Source organism: Brevibacillus sp. FSL K6-0770 (assembly GCF_038000275.1).
GTDB lineage: Bacteria > Bacillota > Bacilli > Brevibacillales > Brevibacillaceae > Brevibacillus > Brevibacillus parabrevis.
This window is the reverse complement of sequence record NZ_JBBOBQ010000001.1, coordinates 2,720,257-2,746,473: the sequence shown is the minus strand read 5'-3', so window position 1 is coordinate 2,746,473 and position 26,217 is coordinate 2,720,257. Positions and strand designations below refer to the sequence as shown.

At 55.1% G+C, this 26,217-nt stretch carries 23 protein-coding genes; 3 read left to right on the top strand and 20 right to left on the bottom strand.

All coding sequences use genetic code 11. The features are described from left to right. Positions 1-6 precede the first annotated feature (6 nt). From NST23_RS13445 to NST23_RS13430, 4 genes are all read right to left on the bottom strand, one after another. A complete protein-coding gene (locus NST23_RS13445; protein ID WP_340963822.1) occupies positions 7-1,638 on the bottom strand; it encodes a SagB family peptide dehydrogenase in 1,632 nt (543 codons plus the stop codon). Between the two features lie 27 nt (positions 1,639-1,665). Then, complete coding sequence (locus tag NST23_RS13440; protein WP_340963820.1) at positions 1,666-3,606, bottom strand: TOMM precursor leader peptide-binding protein; 1,941 nt, start codon at positions 3,604-3,606, stop codon at positions 1,666-1,668. Next, positions 3,563-5,560 carry a putative thiazole-containing bacteriocin maturation protein gene (locus NST23_RS13435; RefSeq protein ID WP_309539265.1) on the bottom strand — a complete coding sequence of 666 codons (1,998 nt, stop codon included), beginning with the start codon at positions 5,558-5,560 and terminating at the stop codon, positions 3,563-3,565. The genes NST23_RS13440 and NST23_RS13435 overlap by 44 nt, the downstream gene beginning before the upstream one ends. 193 nt (positions 5,561-5,753) lie before the next feature. After that, the gene (locus NST23_RS13430) at positions 5,754-6,032 is read right to left on the bottom strand and encodes a heterocycloanthracin/sonorensin family bacteriocin (RefSeq protein ID WP_122963360.1); all 279 of its coding nucleotides are present in this window, start codon (positions 6,030-6,032) and stop codon (positions 5,754-5,756) included. A gap of 227 nt (positions 6,033-6,259) precedes the next feature. On the opposite strand from NST23_RS13430, the gene NST23_RS13425 reads away from it, so the two are divergent. Next, complete coding sequence (locus NST23_RS13425) at positions 6,260-6,895, top strand: TVP38/TMEM64 family protein (protein ID WP_167470248.1); 636 nt, start codon at positions 6,260-6,262, stop codon at positions 6,893-6,895. A gap of 161 nt (positions 6,896-7,056) precedes the next feature. Here NST23_RS13425 and NST23_RS13420 read toward each other — a convergent pair whose 3' ends face one another. Both NST23_RS13420 and NST23_RS13415 read right to left on the bottom strand, forming a co-directional pair. Then, on the bottom strand, positions 7,057-7,281 hold the full coding sequence (locus tag NST23_RS13420; RefSeq protein ID WP_173595924.1) for a DNA-binding protein: 225 nt from the start codon (positions 7,279-7,281) through the stop codon (positions 7,057-7,059). Between the two features lie 21 nt (positions 7,282-7,302). After that, the gene (locus NST23_RS13415; RefSeq protein WP_242771557.1) at positions 7,303-8,250 is read right to left on the bottom strand and encodes a helix-turn-helix transcriptional regulator; all 948 of its coding nucleotides are present in this window, start codon (positions 8,248-8,250) and stop codon (positions 7,303-7,305) included. A 110-nt stretch (positions 8,251-8,360) separates the two neighbouring features. On the opposite strand from NST23_RS13415, the gene NST23_RS13410 reads away from it, so the two are divergent. Both NST23_RS13410 and NST23_RS13405 read left to right on the top strand, forming a co-directional pair. After that, positions 8,361-9,176, top strand: coding sequence for an alpha/beta fold hydrolase (locus NST23_RS13410; protein WP_242771559.1), 816 nt, complete (start codon positions 8,361-8,363; stop codon positions 9,174-9,176). A 62-nt stretch (positions 9,177-9,238) separates the two neighbouring features. Then, on the top strand, positions 9,239-10,243 hold the full coding sequence (locus NST23_RS13405) for a phosphotransferase (RefSeq protein ID WP_242771562.1): 1,005 nt from the start codon (positions 9,239-9,241) through the stop codon (positions 10,241-10,243). Between the two features lie 196 nt (positions 10,244-10,439). Here the strand turns inward: NST23_RS13405 and NST23_RS13400 are convergent, their stop codons facing one another. The 14 genes from NST23_RS13400 to NST23_RS13335 form a co-directional block, all read right to left on the bottom strand. Continuing rightward, a complete protein-coding gene (locus NST23_RS13400; RefSeq protein WP_122963366.1) occupies positions 10,440-10,631 on the bottom strand; it encodes a hypothetical protein in 192 nt (63 codons plus the stop codon). 144 nt (positions 10,632-10,775) lie between these two features. Beyond that, positions 10,776-11,387, bottom strand: coding sequence for a DUF4304 domain-containing protein (locus NST23_RS13395; protein ID WP_122963367.1), 612 nt, complete (start codon positions 11,385-11,387; stop codon positions 10,776-10,778). 515 nt (positions 11,388-11,902) lie between these two features. Beyond that, entirely contained in the window at positions 11,903-12,247 is a 345-nt protein-coding gene (locus NST23_RS13390) for a hypothetical protein (protein WP_173598751.1), read from the bottom strand. Positions 12,248-12,280: 33 nt separating this feature from the next. Further along, a complete protein-coding gene (locus tag NST23_RS13385; protein WP_173598750.1) occupies positions 12,281-12,856 on the bottom strand; it encodes a hypothetical protein in 576 nt (191 codons plus the stop codon). A gap of 116 nt (positions 12,857-12,972) precedes the next feature. After that, positions 12,973-14,451 (bottom strand): Lsa family ABC-F type ribosomal protection protein, encoded by a 1,479-nt coding sequence (locus tag NST23_RS13380; RefSeq protein WP_122963370.1) that lies wholly within the window; start codon positions 14,449-14,451, stop codon positions 12,973-12,975. Between the two features lie 339 nt (positions 14,452-14,790). Further along, positions 14,791-16,164: an acetyl-CoA carboxylase biotin carboxylase subunit gene (accC, locus tag NST23_RS13375; protein ID WP_122963371.1), complete on the bottom strand. Its 1,374-nt coding sequence runs from the start codon at positions 16,162-16,164 to the stop codon at positions 14,791-14,793. Positions 16,165-16,178: 14 nt separating this feature from the next. Then, positions 16,179-16,646, bottom strand: a complete 468-nt coding sequence (locus tag NST23_RS13370; RefSeq protein ID WP_328140443.1) for an acetyl-CoA carboxylase biotin carboxyl carrier protein — start codon at positions 16,644-16,646, stop codon at positions 16,179-16,181. A 16-nt stretch (positions 16,647-16,662) separates the two neighbouring features. Next, positions 16,663-18,213: an acyl-CoA carboxylase subunit beta gene (locus NST23_RS13365; RefSeq protein WP_122963373.1), complete on the bottom strand. Its 1,551-nt coding sequence runs from the start codon at positions 18,211-18,213 to the stop codon at positions 16,663-16,665. Between the two features lie 21 nt (positions 18,214-18,234). Next, a complete protein-coding gene (meaB, locus tag NST23_RS13360) occupies positions 18,235-19,281 on the bottom strand; it encodes a methylmalonyl Co-A mutase-associated GTPase MeaB (protein WP_122963374.1) in 1,047 nt (348 codons plus the stop codon). After that, positions 19,278-21,464 (bottom strand): methylmalonyl-CoA mutase, encoded by a 2,187-nt coding sequence (gene scpA / locus NST23_RS13355; protein ID WP_122963375.1) that lies wholly within the window; start codon positions 21,462-21,464, stop codon positions 19,278-19,280. The genes meaB and scpA overlap by 4 nt, the downstream gene beginning before the upstream one ends. After that, positions 21,461-23,584 carry a methylmalonyl-CoA mutase family protein gene (locus NST23_RS13350; RefSeq protein ID WP_340963819.1) on the bottom strand — a complete coding sequence of 708 codons (2,124 nt, stop codon included), beginning with the start codon at positions 23,582-23,584 and terminating at the stop codon, positions 21,461-21,463. The genes scpA and NST23_RS13350 overlap by 4 nt, the downstream gene beginning before the upstream one ends. Before the next feature lie 28 nt (positions 23,585-23,612). Beyond that, positions 23,613-24,146 (bottom strand): acetyl-CoA carboxylase biotin carboxyl carrier protein, encoded by a 534-nt coding sequence (accB, locus tag NST23_RS13345; RefSeq protein WP_122963377.1) that lies wholly within the window; start codon positions 24,144-24,146, stop codon positions 23,613-23,615. A 237-nt stretch (positions 24,147-24,383) separates the two neighbouring features. Next, complete coding sequence (locus NST23_RS13340) at positions 24,384-25,031, bottom strand: TetR/AcrR family transcriptional regulator (RefSeq protein WP_167470249.1); 648 nt, start codon at positions 25,029-25,031, stop codon at positions 24,384-24,386. A 142-nt stretch (positions 25,032-25,173) separates the two neighbouring features. Further along, positions 25,174-26,097 carry a M15 family metallopeptidase gene (locus NST23_RS13335; RefSeq protein ID WP_173595912.1) on the bottom strand — a complete coding sequence of 308 codons (924 nt, stop codon included), beginning with the start codon at positions 26,095-26,097 and terminating at the stop codon, positions 25,174-25,176. Between the last annotated feature and the right edge of the window lie 120 nt (positions 26,098-26,217).

The window sequence follows — 26,217 nt, the reverse complement described above, 5'->3', positions numbered from 1 at the left end:
CCTTTTCTAGCCATGCAAGCTCCCCTGCAACCGCGCCCGCTGGCGGTAAAAGCCGACAGGCACTTGGATGAGACACGTCTTGCTTTCCTGCGGCAAGCCGTAAATCTCGTCGCTGCTCGCCACATCGTACCCAAGCAGCGGATGTCCGCCCAATCCGCAGGAAAAGGCAGCGAGCAATAGCGCGTGCAAGGCGATCCCCGCCTGCATCTGCTGAATGCGATAGCCGCGATACCCCCAGCGCTCCAGCAGATGGCTGCTTTCCCCTGCGATATGAAAGCAAAGCGGCACCTGGTACAGACTGACATTGTCGAGGGTCATTCCGGCTTGCAGCTCTGCCCGCTGGTCGCCGTGCCGCCGCTGTGTCAACAAGCCGCTTGCGGGATCGCAAAAGTACGCCCCGTCCTCCATTTCGTCCACCTGGTGAAGACAGACGCAATACGCCAAACATCCGTTGTTCTCGTGTCCCAGGTCATGCTGGTAGTGCAAGGCTGTATACGCACGCCGCACAAGCGTTTCCAACTCTTCTCGCGTCAGCTTGCCCGCGACAAAATCCAGCTCCGGCGAAATTCGGCTGCGGCAAAATTCCGCGAAATCCAGCGCTGGCAGCCTGTCTTTTGCCGCTTCTGTCTCTCCGGGCTTTCCCCGCAGTTTTCCGCTGTCTTTTTCCGCACCAAACGGTCTTTCAGACACAGTCTCCCTGACAAAACAGTCCGTTGACTCATACAGCGCAGCCTGGTGCATCTGGCGTAGCAAAGGGTAGTCTTTTCGCGCGTTCGAACCGATCTGATGGCGGTGGCTCAACGGCTGTAGCGATTGCACGAGCTGTTCCGCCGAGACAGGCTCTTGCGCATCCGCGCTGCTCTCAGTCAATGTTAATACCGAGGCTGCCGTTGTCTCGCCTGTCTGCTGCGGACTCAGCGCCAGCGGCAGGATTGCATACACGCTTTCTTCGTTCCCGTCCAAGCCGAGCAACCCGTTGACAGCCCGATCCAGAAACAAGTAGTGGACACTGGCCTGAATGCCATACTTATCGGCCAAAGCCAGCCATTGCCCGAGCAGCACACCCGTATCCAACCCTTGCAAACGGTACGAGAAAAGATCGTATTTAAAAGCATTTTTCCAAAAGTAAGTGGACACGAAAACAACTCCAAAGCAGTCGCGTAGCGCAAAGCGCTGGCCGAGCGAGCTGGTTACATAATCAGCGAAGTCTCCCTCGCGCAACAGAACGAGGCGATGATGCGCCACATCGTAATGATAAATCCCTTGCCTCAAATACGAGAGCTTCAGATACAAATACACCTCGTTCGGGTACAGCGCTCCGCCGGAAGGAATCGCCCTGCGGTACGACTGAACGAAAAAGCTCTCTTCTTCCGGGGCCCCTTGCCCGAAAGTCATCTGGCTGACTTTTGTCAATCCGTACGCGTAATAAAGCATGCTGCCCAGTTGGACAAGCGACGGCTCCCCTGTGATCTGTTCGCCTATGAGCGACAAAGCGACTTCCCCGGGCAGCGTTACGGCAGGCAAGCCTTTGTACAGCTTGTATGGCAGTGGCGCATCGTCCCAATTCACTTCCAGATCGGGCGGCCGGACTTTTTCGGTAGCAAAATGCAAGTCGTGCAAAAACGTCGCAAGCTTCATCACTCGCCCTCCCTTTGTGCCATGCTTTTACGGAAACGGGTGAGGATGCGGGTTCAACTGATCCAAAGCAAGCGGTTGTTTGGCATAGCCTAGCGTGACAGGCACGTGCAGCACGCGTTTCAGATTGGTCACTCGCGTCTGATGCTGTCCGAACGTCATGGGCAGCATTCCCGGAATCAGTACGCGCACGCAGGACAACCCGATGCGGCTCACTTCCGGTGTCGTCTGGTCGATGACAATGACGTCGAGCTCCAGCTTGCGAAACACTTGCAAAATGTCCTTCAGGTCGTCTGTCAAATCGGTGTGGCCGCCTTGCCAGGAAAAAGCTTCCGCAAAAGACTGCATCGGTCTGTTGTTCCCAAGCAAAAAGTCGAGACGCTCTGCCGCCTCTGGCAAGCCGTAGAGCATGGCGTGGTCATCCATTTTTTTCACCAGCGACGAGTCGTGGTACATCCGCAAATACTCGGAGCGATTCGCTTCAAATTTGTCGTGCAGCGTATTCAGCATGGCAGCCGTCTCGTGAAGGGCGCCCTTGACGGCGCGAACCGGATCAGGGTGCGCACCACCCGCGCAGACGAGATGCAGTCCTGTCTGTTTCCGATTTTTGGCGATCGTCCACACGCTGGGAATCCCGTTTTCCATCGTCGCGTTGTACAAAAACAGCTCGTAGTCGGTGACAGACTGGAGCCGTGCGATCATCAGTTCCAGCTCCGTATCGCCAGATGTGTGCGGATCGAGTCGCGGCAGCGGCAGTTGCGCATACCACGTCAGCAAAAACGCATCGCGCTCCACCACTTCCATGATTCCGTAAAAGATCGCTTCCTCCAGACTGCCGCCGATCGCACAGCCATTCGACGTCTCAAATACGGTGCCGTCGCCGAAGCCAAGGCTGTAGTAAGCCATCCGTTCGGGAACGAGCACGGGCCGCTCGCGGATGCAGGAATAGCCCCAAACCCAGTTTAACGGCCGCTTCGGATCAAACGGTTGAAAAGGAAATCCCGGCAGCGCATACTGCTCTTTTGAATGGACGCCGGCAGTGACCGGATTGAGCGCCTGCTCCCCCAGGTTGGCGTAACAATCGTAGACGACTGTCTTTTTGCCGCGCGGCGTCAGTCCGCAATATCGTTCCAGCCCTTCCAAAATCGCCGTCCCTTCACTATGGACGTAAGAATGGGAGCGGCCTGCCGTCGCTTCGTCATGGGGGAACAAAGGCAAATTGACGCTGACATCGGAAAAGACGGAGACAAGGTCGCGCATTTTCCCGTTAAAAAAGCCAGTTCTCGCATCTACATAGTCGGAGCGGAGCGCTTGCTTCCAATCGTCCAGCGACTTCACGCGGTAGCTTGTCGGGGAAGGCTTGGGATTCGGCTGCCAAGTAAATGTGGCCAGTTCTGGCGCGTCATCCGGCAGACGCCCGCAATGGCCGCAAAGCGGATCAGCCAGGAAAAAGTGCCGGGAGCTTGCCAGCGTCTGTAGATCGAGCAATTGGATATGTTCGTGCAGACGGGCTTGCTGGCGGCTGGCTATTCGCTGTACCTCGTCAATTACATAGTGACACACCTGCCATAATCCCGTTCGCGACGACCACACGTCGACTGCCGTTCCGCCTTCCTCGGTAAGCTGGAACTGGTACTCCCACATTTCTTTGCGATCGCGCCCAGCCATGAGCCGCCGCATGTCCGCGCACTGGGAACAACCAGGCACGCCCGGACGAACGAGCGGCCCGATCACGGCTTCGCCAAACGAAACGAACGCCCTCAGCCACGGAATCCCGGATGCCTGGAAAAGCTTTTCGGCTTCCGTATGCTCATGCGGCCGCCATCCGTCTTGCAGCACAAGCGCCAAATCAACCTGTTCGTCGATCGGTTTCAGCACGCGCTGGCGCTGCACGCGATATTGTTTCGGAAGCTGCATGAAGACGAGATCAGCCAGCAGTCCTTCGCCCACAATCATAATCTCCATGCTCATGTCCCTCCTCCGCTCGCAATGCAAGGGCGATCACCCTTGACAAATCTTCCTGCAAAAACGTCTCTACAGCCGCATTGCGCAGCACAGGCACCAGCCGTTCCTTGGCAAGGACGTCCCGCGCCTGCTGCCAAAGTGTTTCCTCGCTCTCCGGAAAAGGCGGAAGTTCCACTTGCTGTTCGCGCTCATCCAGAGCAACCTCCAGAGCCTTTACCGCATAGGCGATTTGCTCATCCGGCACTCCTTGGCTGTTTTGCAGCGCCGTTTGCAGTGCCTTGCGCAACGCGAGCGTATCGTGCAAGCCTACGCTGCCGTACCAACCGTTCTCCGTCCCTACCCAGTACACCGGAAATCCGCACAAATTCGCTCCTTTGGCGATTTTATGCCCTTGCTTCTGGAGCGCCAGCGCACGCGTGTAAAACAAACACGGCTCGTCTTGCCCCGTCCACTGCACGAGAGCGGCGGCTGGCGGCTGCTCCCGCACTTCTTTTGCCAATACAGCTTGCAAATAGTGCTCCAAAGCCCGGCACGCTGCTTCTGCCGCCGATTCTCCCGCGCCAATCGCAAAACCGATCTCCCCCGCACTGTCCGGCATAGAGGGGGCATCATCGTGCAGATGAATGCCAGCCGCCTGGATGCCGCATGCGCTCATCAGGCGCGAAACGTACATCTCCGTCCCTGTCAATCCCGCTTCCTTGCGCGCTTCCTCATGCGTATACCCCGGGCAAATGCGGACAGGCAACAGCTCGGCGGGGCCAACTGCAACGGGATCGACCGCCTGCACCTGACACTGGGAGAGCGGAAGTTGCATCAGCTCGCCTTCCTCCCACGTGTGAAAAATGCCGACGTCAGGCGAAGTCCAGGACTGAAAAGCCGCAAGCAAGCCGTCCTTTGGCGATGTAGTCTCTGCGAAAAACGACTGTTCATCAACAGGCAAAAAGCGCGGTTTGCTTTTGACGAGAGGATGCGGCATGGCCGTTCGCCAGCTCCCGGTGAGCGTATCCAGATCGAGCAGAAAAAGCTTACCCGCCGACTCTGCCTTCACCACGCCAGTCACATGCTTGAACCATTGCATGACCGCCACGTTTGCCAACAGAGCGGCTGACGTAGCTGTAAAAGGATGATCTTCTGCATCCCCGCTCAAAAAGACCCGGTGGAAGCGGCGTACGACCGAATCGAGGCACACGGGCGAAGACGGCTGCATCACCGGGCCTGCAATGCCCTTATGCAAAAGCAAAAACACAGGAATGAACACAATGCCCCGCTCCTGGCAAAGCGCATACACCAGCTCCATCTCGCTGCGATCCCCGGAATCTGAGCCGTACAGCACCGCAGAAACTGGCGCCAGCGTCTTTTCCCAGCAGGCCCGGCTTTGCTCGCGCACGGTTAGCTCTGTCAGCTTGGCCTCGTCATCTTTTTGCCGGACATGTGCATGCAGCTCGGTCAGGCGAGCTTTGTTGACCAGGCTCGCGTCCGTGACGGCGTAATGAACATGCGGGCACCCCGATTCCCACAGCGCATGGATCAGCGCGGGCACAAAGCTCCCGCTCCCTGCAACGAGCGGCTTTTGCTGCCGATACGTCTGGAAAGCATGACCGCCCGAGCCAATCAGGTGATCCAAAAAGGCAATTTGTGCCGAAAACTGCTCCACCACCGCGGGAGAAAGCTCATGCGGCAAATGCTGGCTGACATCTTGGGCAAACCCGTTTTCCAGCAAAAGACTGGCGATTTTATGAATCTGAGCCTGGTACTCCGCTGGCAAATCGTCCGTAATTTCCGCCAGCGTGTGCTCTCCGTTGAAAATGGGCACCAGCTGCGAAACCCATTGATCGATCATTTCTCCTTCCATCCGAAACGTCCCGACGTTATTGCGAAAATACACGCTGCCATCGGGATTGGGCAAAAAGAACGTATCCCGCTTCACTGCAAGACGCATCGCTCGGTTCAGTTTGACCATGCTCCTCCTCCTTGCTTGGCTGCGCTCGCCACTTTATGTGCCATGAAGGTGTCACCGTCATTGTATGAGCGGCTCTTTGTCCGACATGCTATTGCAAATAATGCCGGGAGCACGCTAAAAAAGCCCCAGCCTGGCGCAAGCCAAACCGGAGCTTTGGTTGTGTTGTTGCCGCTGCCAGGATGAGATTCCCCGGCTAAACGCAACGCGCACACGACGTACACGGAAAAAAGCACGGGAAGAAACACGTACCGAAGCAACTGCATGAACAGCTGCACGAACAACTGCAAGAGCAGTTGCACCTTGCACAACCGCCACATCGACCGCAACCGCCGCAGCCTCCACATCGGCCATGACCGCATCGGCCGCGCACCAGCATCGTTTCTTTCTCACTGTTTTTATCCCAGGGGGTCACTCGATCCGCCTTAAATTCAGAAGCTTTCAGTTTCTTCAGCTCTTTTTTGAACTCATTCATTACCAATCACCTCCGCCACTGCATGTAGCTACTCTACATTTATGTGGGGACACTAGGTATTCGTTCCATCCACGACCGCCCATTTTTCGGGTGTGCTGTCGATCCAGGCACAGGCCATGCGTATGCTTCCACACGGACAAGGTGTAAAAATCGGGTCGCTGGCTATAATGTTGTTGATTACCATGCGCTTTCTTTCAAGTGCACGGGAGCGAGGAAAGGGGATCATCATGAAAAAGTGGCTGCTCTTGTTCCTGTATGCGCTCATTTTTGCCATCGGCTTTGTATACAGAGACGTTTTGCTGAACTGGCTCTCCAGCGATTCGCCCGACCTGTTGCCGTTCATGTTTTTGGCTGCCGTTTTTCTCGGCTTGTTTCCCGTTATTCCGTTTGGGATTTTCGCAGGCATGATGGGAGCCAAATTCGGGCCATTTTGGGGAACGCTGATCAACTGGACAGGCTCTGTCGGCTCGGCGTTCCTGTTTTTTCTGTTCATACGCTACGGCTACCAGAAAGCCGGGCGCGATTATTTGACGAAATCTCCCCGGTTGGCTCTGTTTACGCGTGCATTTGAGCAAAACGCCTTCATCGCCGTGCTGTTCGCCCGACTCATCCCGATCATTCCCTCTCCGGTGATCAATATATATGCGGGAATCAGTGCCATCCCGATTTTGTCCTTTGCGCTGGCTACCGCCATCGGAAAAATCCCGACCATGCTGGTGTTCGCCTTTTTGGGCGACCAGCTGTTTCATAATGCCCAGCGCTCGTTCTGGACGCTGTTGTGTTACGCTGGCTTTCTCGGTCTCGCCTATCTTCTCTACCGCGTCTGGCAAGGGCGCAGCAAGAAAGTGAAGGCTCCTTCCTAGTCGTACAGGGCGGCCCACACGAAACAGACTGATTTCCAAAGACGAAACCAGAATCTCGGGCAGTAAGTGATTGGGGCACCGCCACCCTCATCAGACCAGAATGGCAGGCAAGCGGCTTTTGCGCTAGTACATATTCTTTTCTTCCCGGCGTAACGCCGACATCATGGACGAGTCTCGCTAAACGACATTCCTTTGTCAGCGAGCGCACGTCTGAGCTGTTCCAGCGCTTTTGGCCCCATCCCGTGCAGCTTGCGCACATCTGCCTCGCTCACTGCCGTCAACTGTTTCAACTGATGGTAGCCTGCGTTCGCAAGCGCTCTTTTCGCAGGCTTCGCCAGCTCTTTTGGCAAATCGCTTTCCCGGTCTTCCGCATTTGTGCCCGTCATCTCTGCGCCCCCTTCCCCTCGTTATGGATATTTGCCAGAAAGCTCCGCCAAATAGCTTCTCATGCTTGCCAAAAGCTCCGGTGAATGAGTAACCGTCGCTTCCCGCCCCAGGCCGATGAAAAAGGCGGCGAAAAAATCGCGGTCGCTCTCTGCAATCTGGCCCGAAAGCGATCCTGTTCCATCCGGGCGAATCGTCAGCATCGAGGCAGACCAACGCTCCGCTTCGCACTTTTGCACTCCCACCCTTGTCAGTTCCGCACGGATCGCGATGCTGTTCTTTTCTTCTCCCGCAAGTCTGGACTCCCGATTGTCCAAATGAATATCTCGCAAATCAAGCGGTTCTGCCTCTGCACACTCGACAGCCGTTTGAATCCGGTCGCAGCGAAAGACGCGATAGCTGCCAGTTTGAAAACAATAGGCTGGACAGTACCACAGGCCATTTTGCGTGTAAATCCCGATTGGCTGAATGCGACGATTGGTTTGTTTTTCCCGGGATTCGTATGCGATCGCGAGCACCTTTTGGTTCACGGCTGCATCCAAAAGAATCGACAAGTGCGGAGAATCTGCCTGCCTTTTCGGTGTGACAAAATCAACGCGGTGCCTCATCTCGTCGATCCGCTCGCGGACATCTGGCGGCATGTAAGCGTAAAACTTGCTCGTGGCAGACGCCGCTTCCGCTGCAAAAGGCAAAGCGGAGTAATGGCGAAGCGATTGGATCGCAAAAAAGATGGCGACGGCTTCTTCCTCGGAAAAGGCGATAGGCGGCAAAATTCGCTCTTTCAGGACGCGGTAGCCGCCGTGCGGCCCTACTTCGGAATAAAGCGGCACGCCCCACTCAGATAATTCCTGCAAATCTCGCAAAATCGTTCGCTGCGACACGCCAAATTCTTGCGCCAGCTCGCCGACGGTAAATTTGCGTTTCCGGTTGACCGTCATTAACAGTTCCAGCAGTCTTTGTGTTTTCGCCATATCGGTTTCGTCCTTTTTATCTATGACAGCTTTTGTCATGATTATCTGTTATCGTCAAGATAAAGTCCAGTCAGGTGCTCTTTTGGGCACACCATAAGGAGGAATATGCCTTGACCACACAACACCAAGCAGCAACCCGCAAATACTTTTCATCGCAAAACTTGCGTCTCTCTTATCTCGACTTTGGCGGCGACAGCCCCAACGTGCTGCTTTGCTTGCACGGTCACATGAATGATGGGCGTGTGTTTGCGGAATTTGCCAGCAAACTGAGCGGCTGGCGCGTCATTAGCCTGGATCAGCGCGGCCATGGCTGGAGTGAGCATTCGCCGGAAAAAGACTACTCCCGCAACGCCTACGTGCAGGACATTCTCGCTTTCGTCCAAAACGAACTTGGCGGGCAGCAAATCGCCTTGCTCGGCCATTCTCTTGGCGGCCTCAATGCTTATCAATTCGCTGCGCGTTACCCGGCGTATGTAAAAGCGCTGATCGTGGAAGATATCGGAACCGAAATCCATGTTGACCTGTCCTTTGTCGAGCGCCTGCCGCAACGCTCCGCTTCCCTCGAAGAACTGAAACAATCGCTGCGGCAAGTTGGCGTGCGCGCCGTCGATTATTTTGCGGAAAGCGTGTTGGAGGACGAGCACGGCTGCGCTTTTCGCTCTGATCTGTCTGGCATGCGCATCTCGCAGGAGCATTGCAACGGCGAATGGTGGACAGATTGGCTGGCCTCTGCATGCCCGGCTCTGCTCATTCACGGCAAACACAGTTTCGTGATGGACGAAGCACATGCCAAGCTGATGGCCGAACGCAGAGCGAACACCCGGCTTGCCGTGTTTGCCGAGTGCGGGCACGATATTCATTCGTCTGATCCAGACGGGTTTCAGCGGGAAGTGCAAGTATTTCTGGACGAGATCGCCCGCTCATAAAAAGGATTTGCGCCTCCTCAAACGAAATCGTATGGAGTTCATCCAAGGACGGGAGGCGCTCCATGAACAACCATTCCCACTCGCCCGCTGCCGCAGAAGCGATTTTGGCTGACCTGACAGCAGCGGTTCAGCGCTATTTCGGCTTGCACATCCGGGAAGCCACACCGATCAACCGGGGCTGGCTCAATTTGAAATGGCACATTCGGACAGAGGAAGGCACGTATTTGTTGAAGCAATACAACCAAAAAAGGTTTGCTTTATACGATCCGACTGATTTGGCTGTCGCTTTTTCCGAGCAAGCGAGACTGCATGCCGCGGGCCTGCCCTGCCCGCTGCTGTTCGCTCATGACGGACGATTTTTGCTGGAATCCGCTCACGGAGAGCGCTTTCTGGTCATGGAATTTTGCGAGGGGCAGTTGGTGTCGCCGGGGAAAGCTTCACAGGCGCAGATGTACGATCTGGGCCGGGTGACCGGGCAGATGCACCGTTTGCTGAACGATGGATCGATTGCGATTGCAGGCCGGAAACAGCCGCAGTTCGTTCCCCCGGAGCGGGCACAGCGACTGGCCCATTGGCACTCTGTTTGGCAAAATGTGCAGCATGCGGGGAAAACCGAGCTGCAAGGATTCGTAGAACAGCAAATCATCGCGACGGAAAAGCTTGAGCTGTCGCCTTTCGAAGCTTTGCACAGCGGATGGGCTCACCGCGATTTATGGGTGGACAACTTGCTGTTCGCTGCGGATCGCGTCACCGCCGTGCTCGACTTTGACCGGATGAAATACGACTACCCACAGCTCGATGTGGCGAGAGCGATCCTGTCTTGCGCGCTGGACGAGCAGCTTGACCCGGCGCTTGCGCGGGCATTCCTATCCGGCTACAAGGAAGTGCGCCCAGTGGAACATGGCTATTTGACGACTGGAATCCAGCTGTTGTGGTACTTGGAAAGCGTTTGGTGGATTACGGCAGACATGGATCGGCACAGTGCCCCGCCCGCCCGTTTTGCCAAAGAAATGATCTGGCTCGCTAAGCATCTCGACAGCTTGCCTGATTTGCTGGGCGATTTGTAGTTTACAGAATAAAATTACGGTTAACTAAATGCTGAAAGGAGCTAATTCTAGCAAGGTTTGTCAGTGCTTTCAGTTCTTGTGATAAACAAAGAACCTCCATTTGGCGTGGAGGTTTCTTCGTCTTTTTGATGATGGTGTTTTGCCGGGCTTGTCTTAACAAGGACTGGTTTCCTACGGCGTTTTGCTGGCAGTGCCCTCAAGAGGAAGTAACAAACATTGTTGCAAATACCACTGTAATTAATGTTATCCCAAGGGAAATAAGACCCGTCGTTACTTGTTTTTTCTTCTCAGCAACACTTCCTTTCTTATACTGGCTTACTGCTCTGACAATACATATGGCCGTGAAAGATAAAGAAAAGATTAGAATGATGTTGGCCAACTGTTGCATATCTCTATCCTCCTTGTACACCCATAAGGGACAGATGCAAATGGCAAAGCTACCGGATAGTTCTCCCGGCAGCCCATGTTTTTGCTATCCTCTTCCCTTCATTCAGCTATCGTTCCCCGACAGGATCGTGCCTAGAGGTTCCCCCTACAGCTTCGTAAACTCCACTCCATACTGCTTAAATATCGCCTCATATTGCTTTTCAAATATCGTCCATCGCTGTTCTGCCCCATGCTTTTCCTGCAACGCCTGCAAATACTGTTTGGCCGCTGCTACATCATTCGTTTGCAACAGCAAATGAAAGCTCTCTTCGCCCAAATGCAAAAACGGGCCTGACGTGTAATAATCCACGATGGACCTGGCACTGGTCATCGTACGATAGAATTGAACAACTTGTTGCAGTCCACTTAACAGCGTTTTGCGTACGTCATCCATTTTCGTATCAGCAGTGATGGCAAAGCGGTCTGGAGCCACCTCGGCAATTTCCCTGATTCTTGCCCTGAAATGACAATCTGCTTCTTTCGGCTCAGTCAAAACGTCCTTCGCTTGGATCTGCGCCAGCTCCGCCGAATAAATGCCGCAGTTCACATAAAACATGAGATGATCAGCTGAATTGCCAGCGGATTTTTGGAAGTTGAGCATGTAAATGAGATTGTCTGTTATTTTGTAGAAATTCAAACTTTTCTTGACAAAGCCATGCTGCGCAAGGAACGGCTTCACGTCCTGCTTGATCATCTCGTTAAAAAGCTGTTGCAACATACTCCCCCCTGGAAGATACAATTTGTCCATATTATAGCGTTTATTTGGCAGCTATCTCAGGAAAGGTGCAGCGTATGCCCCTTTCGCCATTGCTTCGATTGGGGAAAGGTGGAAAAATCGGAATCTGAATCAGGAGAAAAACCGTTCAGGAACGGTGCTCCGCCTGTCCGTTCGGCAAAAAATGATCTGGCTGTGCTGATGCCGCAACATCTCGACAGCTTGGCCGACAAATGAGCAGATCGTTGTCTACAGAATGTTATTATGGTAAACAAAAATGATTTGCAGCTGCCCGCAATCCGTAAAGCGACGCCTGCACTCTTCAACGTATACAATCACTGCTCCATAAAAAAACAGCGGTCAACCTGGAGTATGCTGCTGTCATTCCTCCTTGTTGACCGCTGTTCGTTTCTATCACCTTATGGCTCGCCAATATTGCGTGTGCAAGAAGCTGTCTTCGTGCACAAGAAGCTATCTCCGTACACCAAAAGCTATCTCCACTTCCAAGACGCTACTACCTACTTGCCTTTTGAAAAAAGCACATCCCCCCGCCACTCAAAACTGAGCGGCGTCCCTTTCTTCTCCGGCTCCCACCCTCGCTGCACGGCTTCGGCGATGATCGCCTCCACATCGGAAGGCTTGATCGCTCGCCGCTCCTGTGCAAGCGGCGAATCGCCTGCCTGCTCCGTCGCCGCAGACATTACGGGCACGTCCGCCTTCATGTACACCCGGATCAACTGTCCGGCCTCCCCGGCGCTCTGAATCGTCACGACAAGCATTCCTTGCCCCGCTGAGCTGACGACCCAGCGGTACGCTTTTTGCTGAACCGTTATGCTCCGCGTTCCTTTTTTCGGTAAAGCCATCTACTCCTCCTGACTTTTCTCGCCCGTTACAGACTACGGGCTGTTTTCATGATGCATCTGCTCCTGCGACCGCTCGCCTGCAACCGGCAGCGCAAATGTCAGCGACTGAAACCAGGCGAAAACGATAATGAGCAGGAGCGCGCTGACGACCGGATGCCTTAGTTTGCCAAAGACGCTTGCCTCATTCGCTTGCTCCACTCCATGCCATCGCTCCATCAGCAACAGACACGCCGTATACAGCATCGCCAAGAAAAACAACAGCGGCTCTGCCTGCTCCAGCGTAATCATCTCGCCGAGCATCGCGCCCATCATGCCAGCCATCAAACCGGATAGCGTCCCTTCCACAATCGTCAGCACGGACAAGCGCAAGCCGAAGACGAATCCGGCAAAAGCGCCGCAAGTCATCCCCCACAGCGTGGAGCGGGACAGATTCCCCTGGAACAGCAGACCGAAAAGCAGACCTGTCAACAAGCCCACCAGCATGGCGACAGCCATCGCGCTCACCATTCCGTGCATCGGCTGGATGTGCGCCCTCCTTCGCCAAACCAAGCCGGTAAACCAGACGTACCCGATCAGTACGAACGCAAATATTTGCCAAACGGCGCTCATGATACCACCTCTACGTATATGTCCCTCCCTACACCGTATGTCCACGAGTGGCAAAACAGGACAAGAACGCGCGGCGAATCAAAGAGATAGCCGACAAAACGGGCACGCCTGACACGTCACAGCTCAACCACTTTCGTCGCGATGTTTTGGCAAAACTCCCGGTCATGCTCGACAAACAAAATCGTCGGCGCATGCTCCAAAAGCAGCTCCTCCAACTGCATGCGCGACAGCACATCGATAAAGTTCAACGGCTCATCCCAAACGTACAAATGCGCCCGCTCGGAAAGACTTTTCGCGATCAGCACCTTTTTCTTTTGCCCGCCGCTGAACGAAGCCATGTCTTTTTCGAATTGCGTTCGGGAAAAGTCCAGCTTGCGCAAAATGGCTTTGAACAAGCTTTCGTCTATGTCGTTGCTTTTCGCATAGGCCGTCAAGCTGCCCTGCAAATGTGACGTATCCTGGGAGACGTAAGAGATTTTCAGCTGGCTTCCTTGGCGAAACGTTCCCGTGTAGCTCACGTCCTCGCCGCAAATCAGCTTGAGAATGCTCGATTTCCCCGAACCATTTTTCCCGGACAGGGCAATTCGCTCGCCTTGTGAAATAGAAAAACGAACGCTGCCCGTCACCTGCTTATCTCCGTAGAAAATCGCCACATCTTCCAACTCGATCAGGCGATCTTTATGATACGTCAACGGAGAGATTTTCAGCGCTTCGCTCTGCTCCACATTTTTCAGCAGCTTCGCCTTGTCCTCGATAGCCGAATGCTGCCTTTGCTCGATCGATTTGGAGCGCTTCATCATTTTCGCTGCCTTGTGACCAATATAGCCTTTGTCGACTTTGGAGCCGGAATTGGTCGTACCGTTTTTCGTTTTTTCCACCTCATGCGACCAGCCGCTGGTGCGCTTCGCGGACTCGGACAGGCGTTTGATGTCTTTTTTCAGCCGCTCGTTTTCAGCCAGCTCAAAGTGATCCTGGCGCTGCTTGTTTTCCCACCAGGTCGAGAAGTTGCCTTTTTGAATCTCGATGTTGGTTTTGTTGATCGACAAAATATGGTCGACGCAATTGTCGAGGAAGGCGCGGTCATGAGACACGAGAATAAAGCCGTGCTTGGTCTGCAAATAGTCGCTGACCAGCTTCCTGCCTTCCATGTCCAGATGGTTCGTCGGCTCGTCAATGAGCAGGAAGCTGTTTTCCTTCAAAAACAGGGCGGCGAGAAGCACCTTGGTCTGTTCGCCGTTGGACAGCGTAGCAAACGGCCGATACAAAACTTCCTCGTCGATTTGCAAATAAGAGAACTCGCGCAAAAGCTCCCACTCCATATAGTCAGGGATTACTTCGCTAATGACATCCGCTGTGTTTTGCTGCTTGTTTTCAATCAGGTACGGAAAATATTCAAACGTCACCTGGGAAGAGATCGTTCCGCTGTACTCGTGGCGACCGAGCAACAGCTGGAGAAACGTCGTCTTTCCCCTTCCGTTTCGTCCGGTAAAGCCGAGCTTCCAGTCCGTATCAATCTGGAAGCTGACATTTTCAAAAATGTGATCAAAACTGCCGTCGTAGGCAAAAGTCAAATTCGTCACTTTGATGGTCGACATACAATCGTCCTCCTTGGAAAAAAATCAAAAAGAGCTGCAAGAAAGTTACTCTCTCGCAGCTCAAATACATATAACAAACCAAACCCCAGCAAGGAGTCAGATTGCATATACCGTTTGAGTGAACAGATGTCGTAACTTTCTTGCGTATAAGGAAATAAACATGCGAAATCCATCGCAATTGTTTTCCTTTACTAGCAAGAAAGCTTCCTACATCGGCTTCAACTCCAGTCATCAAAGTAACCTCATCTTACCATATCTGCTAACACCATTCAACCGCAAGCAGGCTTGACCGCCACTAGAGTACGTTTCCCATTGCCAGCAAGCAACCATCCTCACGCTTTACTTGCCGGAAACAGGCTCGCTTTCTTTCAGATCGAGCGGGTTTTTCTCCAAAAAGTTGGTAGCGAATTGGCCGGAGACAAAATCCGGATGCTCCAGCAATTTTTCGTGAAACGGCACAGTCGTGTGCACGCCTTCGATCACAAATTCGCGCAAGGCGCGCTTCATGCGGGCCAACGCTTCCTCGCGGCTGCCACCCCACACAATCAGCTTGGCGACCATCGAATCGTAAAAAGGCGAGATGTCATAGCCCGGATAAACAGCGCTGTCCACGCGCACGCCGTAGCCGCCTGGAGGCAAGTAATTGGTCACTTTTCCCGGCGACGGCATGAAGTTTTTCGCAGGATTTTCCGCGTTGATCCGGCATTCGATGGCCCAGCCGTTGATCTTCACCTCATCCTGGGAAAAAGACAGCGGATTGCCCGCGGCAACCGAGATTTGCTCTTTGATCAGGTCGATCCCTGTAATCATTTCGGTGACCGGATGCTCTACCTGAATGCGCGTGTTCATTTCCATGAAGTAAAACTGCCCGTGACGATCGAGCAAAAATTCCACCGTACCTGCTCCGTGGTAAGAAACAGCTTTTGCCGCTGCCACGGCAGCTTGCCCCATCCGCTCGCGCAATTCCTGATCCAGCGCTGGCGATGGCGCTTCCTCCACCAGCTTTTGATGGCGGCGCTGAATCGAGCAATCCCGTTCGCCGAGGTGGACGACATTCCCGTGCTTGTCGCCCATGACCTGAATCTCTACGTGGCGCGGCTCCTCGACGTACTTTTCCAAATACACGCCCGCGTTGCCAAAAGCGGTTTCCGCTTCTTTTTGCGCCTGGCGAATCGCTTTTTCCAGTTCCTCGGCGTCATAAGCGACGCGCATGCCGCGACCGCCTCCCCCCGCCGTAGCTTTGACGATCACAGGGTAGCCGATTTCCCCGGCCACTTGCACTGCTTCCTCGATGTCGTCGATCAATCCGTCTGTTCCCGGAACGAGCGGGACATTGGCAGCACTCATCGTTGCTTTCGCGACGGCTTTGTCGCCCATTTTCGTAATCGCTTCGGGATCTGGCCCGATGAACGTGATGGAGCAATCTTGGCAAAGCTGGGCAAACGAAGCGTTTTCCGCCAAAAAGCCGTAGCCGGGATGAATCGCATCCACCCCTGTGAGCAAAGCGACCGTCATGATGCGGGGCATGTTCAAATAGCTCTCCCTGGACTCTTTCGGCCCGATGCAGTAAGCTTCATCCGCCAGCTCGACATGCAGCGCTTCGCGGTCAGCTTCCGAGTAGATCGCTACCGTAGCGATTCCCAACTCCTGGCACGCTCGAATAATGCGCACGGCGATTTCGCCGCGATTGGCAACCAATACTTTCCTGAACATAGGAACGCTCCTTCTTACTGTGGCTTGACAACAAGCAACGGTTTTCCGTAATCGACCAATTGACCATCCTGCACCAACATTTCGGCCACAACCCCATTCGCCGTGGAAACGATGTCCGAGGACAGTTGCAAAGCGTCGACCGTGCAGCGGCCGATCACATCATCTGCCTTGATCGTCTGCCCGACCTTCACCTGGGCGTAAAACAGTCCGACTGACGTGGACAGGACGAGCTGAGGTGTTTTTTCCGGCGCGGGAGTTTCCTGCTCCTTCTCGACGACAAGTGTCGCTGTTTCAGTTGTAGCGGCGGCTTGCTGGTAGCCTTGATCCACCTCGTCTGTCTGAACCGGAAACGGCGTCGCGCTCACTGCCGCAGGCTCGCTTTTTTTGATGACGATTCGCTCTTTGCCCTTTTCCCATTCCAGCTCCTCGATGGACGACTGGTTGACCAGCTTGATCAATTCACGCAGTTCATGCAGCTTCATGCAAGACGCTCCCCTCTTACAATGGGATGTTCCCATGCTTTTTGTACGGACGGTCTTCCTGCTTGTTTCTGAGCATCTCCAACGCCTGGGCGACCTTCATCCGGGTTTCCCGCGGGTCGATGACGTCGTCGACCATGCCGAGGCTTGCCGCCACGTACGGATTGGCGAATTTCTCGCGGTAGAGCGCGATTTTTTCCGCGCGGGTTGCCGCCGGATTTTCGCTGCTCTCGATTTCTTTTGCGAAAATGACGTTCGCAGCACCTTCTGGGCCCATGACGGCAATTTCCGCATTTGGCCAGGCGTAGACGATATCTGCGCCAATCGACTTGGAATTGAGCGCCACGTATGCGCCGCCGTACGCTTTGCGCAAAATGACGGTAATTTTCGGCACGGTCGCTTCCGAGTACGCATACAAAATCTTCGCCCCGTGGCGGATGATTCCTCCGTGCTCCTGGTTGATCCCCGGGAAAAAGCCGGAGACATCCTCAAAGGTCAACAGCGGGATGTTGAAGCAATCGCAGAAGCGGATGAATCTGGCCAGCTTGTCGGAAGAATGAATGTCGAGTCCGCCCGCCATTACTTTCGGCTGGTTGGCGATGATCCCGACACTGTGTCCGTCGATCCGCGCCAGTCCGATGACGATGTTGCGGGCAAAATTCGGCTGCACTTCCATGAAGTCGCCGTGATCCACGATTTTCTCGATCACTTTGCGAACGTCATACACTTTCGTGCTCTCGGCCGGAACCAGCTCCAGCAGCTCTTCCTGCCATTCTGCGCCGCCCGCAGCTTCGAGGACAGGAGCGCGGTCGCGGTTGTTTTGCGGCAGGAAGCTGAGCAGCCTGCGCACTGATTCCAGCACCTCTTGCTCGGATTCGGCCGTAAAGTGGGCATTGCCGCTAACTGTGGAGTGGACGCGCGCGCCGCCCAAGTCTTCCGCGGAAATTTTCTCGCCGGTTACTGTCTCGATCACTTTCGGTCCGGTGATGAACATTTGGCTCGTCTTTTCGACCATGAACACGAAGTCGGTAATGGCCGGAGAGTAGACCGCTCCGCCCGCGCAAGGCCCCAAAATAACCGAGATTTGCGGGATCACCCCGGAGTAGATCGCATTGCGGTAAAAAATCGTGCCGTATCCGTCCAGCGAGCTGACGCCTTCCTGAATGCGCGCGCCGCCGGAGTCGTTCAATCCGATGAACGGAGCGCCGTTTTTCGCAGCCAAATCCATGACTTTGGCGATCTTCATGGCGTGCATCTCGCCGAGCGCACCGCCAAATACAGTGAAGTCCTGCGCGAACAAGTAAACAGGGCGACCGTTAATTTTGCCGTATCCGGTTACGACGCCTTCGCCCGGCGCTTCCATCTGATCCAGTCCGAAATGCGTCGCTCTGTGCTCGACGAACGGATTCAGCTCCATGAACGTATCCGGGTCGAGCAACAGCTCGATCCGCTCGCGGGCAGTCAGCTTGCCGCGGTTATGCTGGGCATCAATCCGGGCGTCACCGCCGCCCAGCTCGATTTTGAATTTTCGCTCCATCAAGTCATCGATTTTTTTGTGCATGTCGCTCATCGTCCGACCTTCTTCCTCTCTCTATTTCATGATCGCTTTTTCGAAAATGGCTACAAGCTGTTGTACCGCGCTCGTCGGCGACAATTGTCCGCTCGTCACGGATTGCTCGATGGCCGGGAGCATCTTGGCTACTTGCGGATTGCCAAAAAACGTAGTGCGCAAGTAGTCTTGGGCCATGCTGTGCATCCAGTCGAGCAGTTGCGCCTTGCGCCGGGCCTCGAAGCTGCCCGATAGTCCCGTCACATGGCGAAATGCGCCAACGACCTCCCATATGTCCGCGATGCCTTCTCCGGTCACCGCCGAGCACATGTACGCTTTCGTCTCCCAGCCGGACGTTGCTGGCTGCAAATAGTGCAGTACCCGGTTGTACTCGCCTTTGGCAATCAAAGCCCGCGTGCGGTTCTCCCCGTCCGCTTTGTTGATCAACAGCGCGTCGGCAATTTCCATGATCCCCTTTTTGATCCCTTGCAGCTCGTCGCCAGCTCCGGTCAGCATCAACAGCAGGAAGAAATCGACCATCGATCGGACGGTCGTCTCGCTCTGTCCGACGCCAACCGTCTCGACCAAAATGACATCGTAGCCAGCCGCTTCGCAAATCAGCATCGTTTCCCGCGTCTTCCGGTTGACCCCGCCCAGCGTCCCTCCGGTAGCGGACGGGCGGATGAACGCGTTCGGGTTGCGCGAGAGCAGCTCCATCCGCGTCTTGTCGCCGAGAATGCTCCCGCGCGTGACGGTACTGCTCGGATCGACCGCAAGCACAGCCACCCGATGGCCTTTTTCGCACAGCATCGTGCCAAATGCCTCGATAAACGTGCTTTTGCCTGCTCCCGGCACTCCCGACACCCCGATGCGAATCGATTGCCCGGTGTGGGGCAAAAGCTGGCGGATCACTTCCTGCGCCATGTCCATATGGGCGGCGGAATTGCTCTCGACCAGCGTGATGGCCTGGGCGAGCACGGTCCGGTTGTTTGCCCGCACGCCCTCGACGTACTGCTCGACAGAAAGGCGCGGGAGGCGGACTTTGGAAGAAAAGTTCAGGGATGTTTTGCCGTCTCCACCGCCGCTCATAGGCCGGCAGCCTCCAGTCGATGTACGATTTCCTGCAAAACGTGCTGGGCTGCTACCGGAATGACGGTTCCCGGACCGAAGATGGCGGCAGCGCCATGCTCGCGCAAAAAGGCGTAATCCTGCGGCGGAATGACCCCGCCGATGACGACGACGATATCTTCGCGGCCCAACTTTTTCAGCTCCTCCACGAGTTGCGGCAGCAATGTCTTGTGTCCGGCAGCGAGCGAGCTGAAGCCGATCACATGCACGTCGTTTTCCACCGCTTGTTTTGCCGTTTCCTCCGGTGTCTGGAACAACGGCCCGATATCGACATCAAAGCCCAGGTCGGCAAAAGCGGTCGCGATGACTTTTGCTCCCCGGTCGTGCCCGTCCTGGCCCATCTTGGCGATCATGATGCGCGGACGCCGCCCTTCCCACTGCTCAAATTCATCCGCCATTTTGCGCACCGCTGCCACTTCATCCGCATCGGCGTACTCTGCACTGTAGACGCCGCTGATCGAGCGGATCACCGCTTTGTGCCGTCCGACCACCTTTTCATACGCATCCGAGATTTCGCCGAGCGACGCCCTTGCCCGCGCCGCTTCAATCGCCAGCGCCAGCAAATTGCCTTCGCCCGTTCGCGCACACTCGGTGATAGCAGACAGTGCCGCCTGCACCCGCGCCTCGTCTCGATTTTCGCGAAGCTCTTGCAATCGGCGGATTTGCGCTTCGCGTACCGCTGTGTTGTCGACTTCGAGAATTTCCAGCGGGTCTTCCTTGTCCAGACGGTACTTGTTCACACCGATGATAGCTTCTTTCGCCGAATCGATATGCGCCTGGCGTCTGGCTGCCGCTTCCTCGATTTTCATTTTGGGCAATCCCGTCTCAATCGCTTTCGCCATGCCGCCCAAAGCTTCGATCTCCTCGATGTGCGCCCACGCTTTTTCCACGAGCTGCGCTGTCAGCGACTCGACGTAGTACGAGCCTGCCCACGGGTCCACGACCTTCGTAATCTGGGTTTCGTCCTGCAAAAACAACTGTGTGTTGCGGGCGATTCGCGCGGAAAAGTCGGTCGGAAGCGCAATCGCCTCATCGAGCGCATTCGTATGCAGCGACTGCGTATGTCCGAGCGCCGCCGCCATCGCTTCCACGCACGTCCGCACGACGTTGTTGTACGGGTCTTGCTCGGTCAGGCTCCAGCCGGATGTTTGCGAGTGCGTGCGCAACGCCATCGACTTTTCGTTTTTCGGGTTGAACTGCTTGATCAGGCTCGCCCAAATCAGGCGTGCCGCCCGCATTTTCGCTACCTCCATGAAGTAGTTCATGCCAATCGCCCAGAAAAACGACAGGCGCGGTGCGAAAGCGTCAATGTCGATGCCAGCCGCAAGCCCCGTTCGCACGTATTCCAAACCGTCCGCGAGCGTATACGCCAGCTCGATGTCCGCTGTCGCGCCTGCTTCTTGCAGATGGTAGCCGGAAATACTGATGCTGTTGAACTTGGGCATGTGCTTCGAGGTGTAGGCGAAGATGTCGGAAATAATTTTCATCGACGCCTCTGGCGGGTAAATGTACGTATTGCGCACCATGTATTCTTTCAAAATGTCGTTTTGAATCGTCCCGGTCAGCTCAGCCTGCGATACGCCCTGCTCCTCCGCCGCCACGATGTAAAAGGCCATGATCGGCAATACCGCTCCGTTCATCGTCATGGAAACAGACATTTTATCCAGCGGAATCCCGTCGAACAAAATTTTCATGTCGAGAATCGAGTCTACAGCCACTCCCGCCTTGCCGACATCCCCGACTACGCGCGGGTGGTCGGAATCGTATCCGCGGTGCGTGGCGAGGTCAAAGGCAATCGACAGCCCTTTTTGTCCGGCAGCCAGGTTGCGGCGATAAAAGGCGTTGCTCTCCTCTGCCGTGGAAAATCCGGCATACTGGCGCACGGTCCACGGCTGGGTGACGTACATCGTCGGATACGGGCCGCGGAAATAAGGAGGCAGGCCCGGCATGTAGCCCAGATGCGTCATGTCTTGCACATCTTCTTTTGTATAAACAGGCTTGACGGGGATTTGCTCCATCGTCTGCCACAACTGCTGCTCCGCAAACTCAAACGCCTTTGCCCCGGCAGAAGCCTCCGCCGGAAACAGGTCGGAGATGTCCCGCCTGGACGAATACGGCATTTTGGAAAAATCAGGTCTCTTCATCGTGAGCTCACTCCTGTCCGCTCCTGAAGTTCTCGCAGCATCTGATAGCAATTGGAGCGCAGATGAATGCAATCATCCACTCCAGCCGCTTTGTACTGCGCCAGCTGCTCGGCATCCGGCAATCCAGCCAAAAGCACGGTCATATCCGGAGCCGCCTGCTTGATCGCCTGGGCGAGTGGCGGCACCAGTTCGGGATAGCTTGCATCGTCGGAGCAAATGACGGTAATCCGCGCTCCCGATGCGATTGCCGCTTGTGCCGCCTCTGCTGCCGAGCTGTACGCTGCTGTTCGCAGCGCTGCAAAACCGCCGACGGCAAAAAACTCTGCGGCAAAGTCCGCTCGCGCCTTATGCTTGGCGACAGGGCCAAGCGCCGCCAGAAACACGGATGGCCGCTGCCCTGTTTTCCCTGCGTACGCTTCCGCTTGCTTGCGCAATGTTTCGAAAGCTTCAGCCGCCCGGTGAACGCGAAGCGGAGCAATCACCGTCGCTGCTTGCTTGCCTGCGGTCAGCGCCTTGGCAATATCGCCTACGGTCGCGCCGTCAAGCGCTGCTTTTGCCGCCGCTTCCACCCAATCAACCGTATGTTGCGCCAGTTTTTCCAAGGCTTCTGCGGCATCAGCCGGAGTTTTTTGGCTGCGGTATGCGCGCAATTCCGCGACTCGCTGCTTGTGAAGCGCTCGGTTGGTTGGACGCGTGAGCAGTTGCTCCGCAGGATTCGGATACATGTTGGTGCCGACGATGCGGCTTTTGCGCTCTTGGATGTCTTTTTGCTTGCGGGCCGCTGTCTGGGCAATCGTTTCTTGCACGAAGCCGGACTCCAAAGCACGGAGCAAGCCGCCCCGCTCCTCTACTTGCAAAAACAGCTCCCACGCTTTTTTCGCCAATTCGTCCGTGAGCCACTCGACATACCAGGAGCCGCCAGCAGGGTCAGCGACTTTTGCCAGGTGCGCCTCCTGTTCCAAAATGATTTGCGTATTGCGTGCGATCCGGCGGGAAAACTCGTTGGCTGGACGAATCGCTTCGTCAAAAGCAGATACATGCAAGCTGTCGACGCCGCCAACAATCGCAGAAAACGCTTCCGTAGTTGCGCGCAGCATGTTGACGTACGGGTCGCAGACCGTTTTCGTCCAGACTGCTGTGCGGGCGTGAATCGCTATTTTTTGCGCCTCGACCGAACCGCCGTACGCGTCCACAATATTCGCCCACAGCATTTTCACGGCCCGAAGCTTGGCAATTTCCATGAACACATCGAAACTGACCGCGAAAGAAAACTGCATCCGGCCCGCCACTTCTTCAATCGTAAGGCCGCGGTCAAGCATCGCCTGAATATACTCGACGCCTGTTGCCAAAGAAAAAGCCAGCTCGGCCACAGCATGACCGCCGCTCTCGCAATACGGATTGCCCTGAACGAGAATCGTTTTGAGCTTGGGCGCATGCTGACTGGCCCAACTCGTCATTTTCGCCATCGCGGCAAAAGCAGTGTCAAGCGAGTGCGGAAGCTGTCCTTCCACGAGCAGCGGCGTCACCGGGTCTTGCCCGATGCATCCCCGCAAGTTTGCCGGACTGTGGCCGCTCGCCTTCATATGAGCGAACAGCAGGGAAAAGACTGGCAAACCCAATGCTCCCGACTGCACGAACAAAGGCAGCTCTTCCAAATTCAGTCCGCGCAAGGCTTCCCCCAGTTCTCCCAGGGCAAAAATGGACAAGCCGTCTTTACCGATGTCTTCCGGCAGTGCTTCATCTGGATCAAGCCCTGCGCGCACAGCGCGATCGAATACGATGTGCAGCGCCGTTTGCCCGCGCGCCAAATCTGTCAATGCCGCTTCATGAAACGATTTCGCGTCCGGGGCCGCCATTTCCTGGCAGACCTCCCAGCGCCCAGCCTGCTGATCCAGCGGACTTCTCGTTCCCCTGACAAAAGGAGCCTCGCCCGGCCCCCCTCGTCGTGGCAATGTTGCGACATCTTCCGCCCGATAGATCGGCTGGCGGATAATTCCTTCCTGTGTTTTGGTCAACAGCTTGGCATCGAAGGCAGCTCCCTTCAACGATTTGTCGGCCGCCTCCCGCCATTGCTCGTACGTCGGCACAGGAAATTGCGTAAACAGTGTATCTTTATTCACGGTCCAGACCTCCCCTCATTCGCCGATTCTACTCGGCAAGCTTCACCAAAAACAGCGGCTGGCCGTGGTCAACCAGTTGGCCGTTTTGTACCAGTATCGAAACGATTTCCCCTTTTACCTCTGCTTCAATCTCGTTGAACAGCTTCATGGCTTCCACGATACAGACAATGCTGGACGGCTCCACGCGATCGTGTACCGCTACATACGGTGGCGCATCCTCGGCAGAAGCCGCGTAAAAGGTCCCGACCATCGGGGAGGTGATTTTATGCAAGTTTTCCGTCTTTTCTGCGGGATGAGCTGTTGCCTCCTGCCGCTTTGTTGCTACAGGTTCTGTTTGGAGCGGTTGAGTTCCTGCTTTTTGCGGCAGGTTGACGACGGATGAAGCTGGCTTGGCAGTGACCGCTGGCAACGTCGGCGCAGTCACGGCAGCAACGCTTGCTGTTTGCCCGGCAGTCCGGCGTTTGATGCGCAAACGGGATTCGTCATCGCTGACATCGATAGACTCTATGTCTGTCTGCTCCAGCAGCTTGACCAGTTCTCTCAGTTCATAGATCGAAAACATACGTATTCCTCCCATGTCCCGACTCATTGTGGCTGATTTGCCAACGAACCGACTGGTTGGTCTGTGATGAATGCGCAAGACCGACCAGTTGGTCTTTTAAACATTATAGCAAATGTCTGAATCGTCGTACAGACCAACCAGTCAGTCTGAATGGTACATCGCTGACCGGACCGTGAAGCGACTATGCCTCTGCTCCCATTTTTAGCAATGACGAGTAGTCGCCTGATCCATATTCGTTTACAACAATTTGAACGGCGCTTCGGGCGAAGCCAGGAAAAAGCGGTTGAAGTCCGGATTTTTCATCGCTTCTGGCTTCAGGACGGAATGCAGAACCATGTCGGCGTAAATGTCCGCAATCTGCTCGATCGAATACGTCCCTGTTTTTTGATACCATTTGTAAATCCAGTTGACCATGCCGAAAATCGCCATGGAGACGATTGGCACAGGCAGCTCCGGCCGGAACTCGCCCGATTTGATCCCGTCGGAAATGACGGTAAACATGATTTGCTTGTAGCGGTCCCGCTTCGTTTCAATATCAGTGAAATACTCCGGGGTCAAAAACAGGCTTTCCTGATAAAAGATCGTGACCTGCGAGCGGTACAGATCGATCATCATCACAAACGATTTGACGATTGCTTGCAGGCGCTCGGTTGGCGTATCCCACTTCTCGTACGCTTCTTCCGCTTTTTCCAGCACGTACGTAATGAACTGGTCGTGAATGATGTAGAGCAGTTCATCCTTGGACTTGAAGTTGTGGTAAAAGCCTCCCTTGGAGGTGCCGCTTTCTTTGACGATCTGGTCGACGGTGACCCGGTGGTAGCCATGTGCTTCAAACAGGCGCATGGCCGTATCAATAATTCGTTCCCTGATTGATTTTTCGCTCATTATCTTCACCCGTGATCATTATAGCATAGAAATTCTTTTGCCGAAGGACGTTTGCATGCGCATATGTATTCGCGCTACAAGAAAAACGCCGACTCTTCCGTAGCGAAAAATCGGCGTCTCCTTTTTTCCGAAAAGCTTAGGTTTAGTTTGACTCAGTCTCATTGGCCGAGGCGGGAACCACACCTGAATACTCCTCCAGTGTGATGCCTTGCTCGCTGATTTGTTTGGCGATCTCCACGCCGACGTAGCGCAAGTGCCACGGCTCGTACATATAGCCTGTGATCGCTTCTTTTCCATCCGGATAGCGGATGATAAAGCCGTGTTCTGCCGCGTGCTCGGCAAGCCACAATGCTTCCTTCGTGCCGCCAAAGCAGCTCGTCGCCGCGCATTTGCCGTCTACGCCGGATACGTCGATCGCAAGCCCGGTTTCGTGTTCACTCGTACCTGGCACGGCGCTGTAAGTGCGCGCTTTTTCCACGCCGTCTTTTTGCACGTAGCGGTTGAACAGCGCTTTCTGGTAAGCGTGAGAGCGGTAGGCCGATACTCCTGCAAGCGCTACTCCGTCCGCTTTTGCCGCTGCAAACAATTCCTCCAGCGCAGCCGCCGCTTCCTTGCGCATTTTCCGCTTCTCGCTCTTTTCCGGGAGCAGGTACGGGACTTTCGGGAATACCAGGTCGTTTGGCGTATAGTTTTCGGGAAGCTTGCGCTGTTTGTTGACCAGGACCGCTACACTTTGCGGTTCAGCGACTACCTCGATATCTGCAAGCAGATCTTCGTACTTGCCTGCCCCTTCGGCAGACGACTTTTTCGGCGGTTGGGCCTCTGGCTGCTTGGTTTCTTCCGGTTTCGTTTCTTCCGGCTTCGCCGTCTCGCCTGGCTTGGTTTCCGGTTGCTTGGCTTCCTCGGCAGGTTTGGGCCCTTCTGCTGGAGCAGGTTGGGTCGTCTCCTGCGACGGCTTTGCCTGTTCTTCGTTTGGCGCAGCCATGCTGCTGCATCCAGACAGCGCGAGAATCGCGGCTGTTACCAGTATGATGGAATGATTCGTACGATTGGCAAAACGTTTCATCATGACGTCCTTTCGAATCGGGCCCGGCTGTACAGTCAGCCCGCATGGGTGTTGGGTACTTATCCAGCATGGAAGTACGTACCCATTATGACATAAATCGGGCCTTTTTCGTTACAGGAA

Excerpts from the sequence above, each read along its gene's own strand:
- accB (WP_122963377.1), bottom strand. The coding sequence starts at position 24,146 with ATGTTTTCGATCTATGAACTGAGAGAACTGGTCAAGCTGCTGGAGCAG.
- NST23_RS13370 (WP_328140443.1), bottom strand. The coding sequence starts at position 16,646 with ATGAAGCTGCATGAACTGCGTGAATTGATCAAGCTGGTCAACCAGTCG.
- NST23_RS13430 (WP_122963360.1), bottom strand. The coding sequence starts at position 6,032 with ATGAATGAGTTCAAAAAAGAGCTGAAGAAACTGAAAGCTTCTGAATTT.
- NST23_RS13380 (WP_122963370.1), bottom strand. The coding sequence starts at position 14,451 with ATGTCGACCATCAAAGTGACGAATTTGACTTTTGCCTACGACGGCAGT.
- NST23_RS13435 (WP_309539265.1), bottom strand. The coding sequence starts at position 5,560 with ATGGTCAAACTGAACCGAGCGATGCGTCTTGCAGTGAAGCGGGATACG.
- scpA (WP_122963375.1), bottom strand. The coding sequence starts at position 21,464 with ATGAAGAGACCTGATTTTTCCAAAATGCCGTATTCGTCCAGGCGGGAC.
- NST23_RS13405 (WP_242771562.1), top strand. The coding sequence starts at position 9,239 with ATGAACAACCATTCCCACTCGCCCGCTGCCGCAGAAGCGATTTTGGCT.
- NST23_RS13445 (WP_340963822.1), bottom strand. The coding sequence starts at position 1,638 with ATGAAGCTTGCGACGTTTTTGCACGACTTGCATTTTGCTACCGAAAAA.
- NST23_RS13415 (WP_242771557.1), bottom strand. The coding sequence starts at position 8,250 with ATGGCGAAAACACAAAGACTGCTGGAACTGTTAATGACGGTCAACCGG.
- NST23_RS13390 (WP_173598751.1), bottom strand. The coding sequence starts at position 12,247 with ATGGCTTTACCGAAAAAAGGAACGCGGAGCATAACGGTTCAGCAAAAA.
- NST23_RS13425 (WP_167470248.1), top strand. The coding sequence starts at position 6,260 with ATGAAAAAGTGGCTGCTCTTGTTCCTGTATGCGCTCATTTTTGCCATC.
- meaB (WP_122963374.1), bottom strand. The coding sequence starts at position 19,281 with ATGAGCGGCGGTGGAGACGGCAAAACATCCCTGAACTTTTCTTCCAAA.
- NST23_RS13420 (WP_173595924.1), bottom strand. The coding sequence starts at position 7,281 with ATGACGGGCACAAATGCGGAAGACCGGGAAAGCGATTTGCCAAAAGAG.
- NST23_RS13335 (WP_173595912.1), bottom strand. The coding sequence starts at position 26,097 with ATGAAACGTTTTGCCAATCGTACGAATCATTCCATCATACTGGTAACA.
- accC (WP_122963371.1), bottom strand. The coding sequence starts at position 16,164 with ATGTTCAGGAAAGTATTGGTTGCCAATCGCGGCGAAATCGCCGTGCGC.
- NST23_RS13365 (WP_122963373.1), bottom strand. The coding sequence starts at position 18,213 with ATGAGCGACATGCACAAAAAAATCGATGACTTGATGGAGCGAAAATTC.
- NST23_RS13395 (WP_122963367.1), bottom strand. The coding sequence starts at position 11,387 with ATGTTGCAACAGCTTTTTAACGAGATGATCAAGCAGGACGTGAAGCCG.
- NST23_RS13385 (WP_173598750.1), bottom strand. The coding sequence starts at position 12,856 with ATGAGCGCCGTTTGGCAAATATTTGCGTTCGTACTGATCGGGTACGTC.
- NST23_RS13440 (WP_340963820.1), bottom strand. The coding sequence starts at position 3,606 with ATGAGCATGGAGATTATGATTGTGGGCGAAGGACTGCTGGCTGATCTC.
- NST23_RS13400 (WP_122963366.1), bottom strand. The coding sequence starts at position 10,631 with ATGCAACAGTTGGCCAACATCATTCTAATCTTTTCTTTATCTTTCACG.
- NST23_RS13340 (WP_167470249.1), bottom strand. The coding sequence starts at position 25,031 with ATGAGCGAAAAATCAATCAGGGAACGAATTATTGATACGGCCATGCGC.